This window comes from Duganella sp. CF402, from assembly GCF_900109645.1.
Taxonomy (GTDB): domain Bacteria; phylum Pseudomonadota; class Gammaproteobacteria; order Burkholderiales; family Burkholderiaceae_D; genus Rugamonas.
The window spans coordinates 1-2,980 of record NZ_FOBG01000011.1 but is presented as its reverse complement, the minus strand read 5'-3'; the positions used below and the strand labels follow the sequence as shown (position 1 = coordinate 2,980).

The following is a 2,980-nucleotide window of genomic DNA, read 5'->3' as shown; positions in this document are numbered from 1 at the left end:
CACCCCTTCCCATCCCGAACAGGACCGTGAAACGACTCTACGCCGATGATAGTGCTGCAACCAGTGTGAAAGTAGGTTATCGTCAAGCTAGTTATACCGAATTAGGCCCGCTCAGCGTTCTGTGCGGGCCTTTTTCATTTCTGTTTTCATTTTAGCGGCGCAGACATCGGCAGCGTCAGCGTAAAGCGCGTCCCGCCTCCCACCTCACTGCTCACATCGATCCGGCCACCCAGGATTTCGGTCACGATGTTATGCACGATATTCAAGCCCAGTCCCGATCCGCCCACGCCCATCTTGGTGGTAAAGAAGGGATCGAAGATGCGCGGCAAATCGTCGCGTGCGATGCCGACGCCGTGGTCCTCCACGCTCAGCGTTACCCAGCCCTGCGCCGACAACTGCGCGCTCACCGCAATCACGCCTTCGCTGCGGCCCTCGTAGCCGTGCAGGATGGCGTTGTTGATCAGATTGGTCACGACCTGGCCTAGCGGACCGGGATAACTTTCCATCATCAGGTCGTGCGGAACGCGCTGCTGGATAGTGAATGGCGTGCGCTTGATGGTCGGCTGCAGCGTCAGCACATTGCCGGCGATGACTTCGTCGAGCAGGAAGCTGCGGCGCTGCGAGCTGGTCTGGTCCACCGCCACTTGCTTGAAGTTGGTGACGATATCGGCCGCGCGGTGCAGGTTGCGGCTCAGGATGTCGACCGACATCCGTGCGTTCTCGATGTAATGCTCAAACTCCTTGCGCGTGATGCCGCCCTCGGCGCTGATGTGGCGGCCGATATCCTCAGTCTGCATTTCAAACGTGGTGGCTGCCATCAGGCTGTTGCCGATCGGCGTGTTCAGTTCATGCGCAATGCCGGCCACCAGCGCGCCGAGACCTGCCAGCTTTTCATTGTGCACCAGGTCTTCGCGCGCCTTTGCCAGTGTGGCAATCATGTCGTGCAGTTCACGGTTGGCGCGGCGCAGGGCCAGGTGGGTGTTGATGCGGGCCAGCACTTCCTCGATCTGGAAGGGCTTGGTGATGTAGTCGACGCCGCCGGCATCGAAGCCGGTGACCTTTTGTTTGGGATCGGTGAGGCCGGTCATAAAGATGACCGGGATATCCTTGGTGTTTTTGCCGGCCTTGAGGCGGCGGCAGGCTTCAAAGCCGTCGATGTCGGGCATCACCACGTCAAGCAGGATCAGGTCGGGCTCGGCGAAGGCCGCGCGCATCAGGCCTTCGGCGGCGGTTTGCGCCAGCACGATGAGAAAACCGTGCCGCTCCAGCCTGTCCAGCAGCGCGGCCAGATAGGAGGGAGAGTCGTCGACGATCAGGATCGTCGGCATCGGCACTACGGGGACTTCGCTCTGATTCATCGCGCACCCTGATTTTTATAGTGCGGTCAGTATATAACGCTGCCTCAGAACAAATCGAGGCCTTTCAGCATCACCACCAGGATCAGCAACGGCGACACATAGCGCAGCAGGAAGAACACCGCGCCAGTCACTGTGGCGTTGCGCAGCGTGCCCTGGTTGGACAGCGCGCGCTGGAAGTTGTCACGCCCCCACACCCAGCCCACGAACAACGCTAGCAGAATGCCAGCCAGTGGCAGCAGCACATTGGACGACGCGAAGTCGAACAGGTCAAACATCGTCATGCCAAACAGCTTGAAGCCGGCCAGCGTGCTGTTGGTCAGCGCGCAGCTCGAGCCCAGCACTACCAGCATGGCGATGGTCAGCAGCGTGGCTTTCGGCCGGCTCATGCCGAAGCGTTCGTGCAGAATCACCACCGGCACTTCCATCATCGACAGCATGGCGCCGGTCGCCGCCACCGAAGCCAGCGCAAAGAAAGCAATCATCAGCAGCTGGCCGCCAGGGATCTGTGAGAACACCGCCGGAATAGTGATGAACACCAGCGCCGGGCCGGCCGCCGGCTCAAAGCCGAAGCTGAATACCGCCGGGAAGATGGCAATGCCGGCCAACATGGAGACGAACAGGTCGGCCAGCATCACGCGCAGCGTGGTGGCCGGGATATTCTGGTCGTCGCGGAAGTAGGAGCCGTAGGTCATCATGGTGCCCATGCCCAGCGATAGCTTGAAGAAGGCCAGTCCCATCGCAGTCAGGACCACGCCGGCGCTGATTTTGCTGAAGTCTGGCTTGAACAGGAAGGCCAGGCCTTCGCCAACCTTGGGCAAGGTCAGGCTGACCGCGCACAGCAGCAGCAACAGGAGGAACAGCACCGGCATCAGTTTCTTGGTGATGCCTTCAATGCCCTTGGTCACACCCAGTAGCAAAATGCCGCCGATGAAGACCAGCACCGCCCATTGCCACAGCGCCGATTGCAGCGGATCTGCAATCAGCGCGCCAAACGCGCTTTCGGTCACATGGCGATCGCTGCTGAGGATGCTGCCGCCGATGGCCTTGAACACATAGGCGAATACCCAAGCCACCACTTCGGAATAAAAGGACAGGATCAGGAAAGCTGCCAGCATGCCGCCCGCACCAATTAGCCACCACGGCAGGCTTTTCTTCGGCGCCAGCGTTTGCAGTGTCGTGATGGGATTGGCCTTGGCGGCGCGGCCCAGTGTAATCTCCGCAATCATGACCGGCAGGCCAATCACCAGTGTCGCCAGCAGATACACCAGCAGGAAGCCGGCGCCGCCGTTGGCGCCAGTGAGGGATGGAAATTTCCAGATGTTGCCGAGACCGACGGCGGAGCCCAGTGTGGCGGCCAGGACGCCAAAGCCGGAGCTGAAGCCACCACGTTTATTCTTATCGCTCATTGCTGCTTTCTATCGAAATATGAGAAAACGATTGTATCAAACGAAAAAGAGGGTTGACGGAACGAATGCCACACGGCATAATCTTGTCTCTTCGCTGACGGACAAAACGATTCGCAGCAAATGAAGCAGATCTTTAAAAAATTACAGTCGATAAATGTGGGCGTTTGATGCTGCAACAAAAAGCATTAAATGCTCAACAAGAAATAATACAGTAGT

Annotated in this window: 2 protein-coding genes; both read right to left on the bottom strand. The window is 58.9% G+C overall.

Features of this window, described 5'->3' with window-relative positions:
* Nucleotides 1–146: 146 nt before the first annotated feature.
* On the bottom strand, nucleotides 147–1,358 hold the full coding sequence (locus tag BMZ70_RS27800; RefSeq protein ID WP_092281717.1) for a sensor histidine kinase: 1,212 nt from the start codon (nucleotides 1,356–1,358) through the stop codon (nucleotides 147–149).
* 44 nt (nucleotides 1,359–1,402) lie between these two features.
* Nucleotides 1,403–2,764 carry a sodium-dependent transporter gene (locus tag BMZ70_RS27795; protein ID WP_092281715.1) on the bottom strand — a complete coding sequence of 454 codons (1,362 nt, stop codon included), beginning with the start codon at nucleotides 2,762–2,764 and terminating at the stop codon, nucleotides 1,403–1,405.
* Nucleotides 2,765–2,980 lie beyond the last annotated feature (216 nt).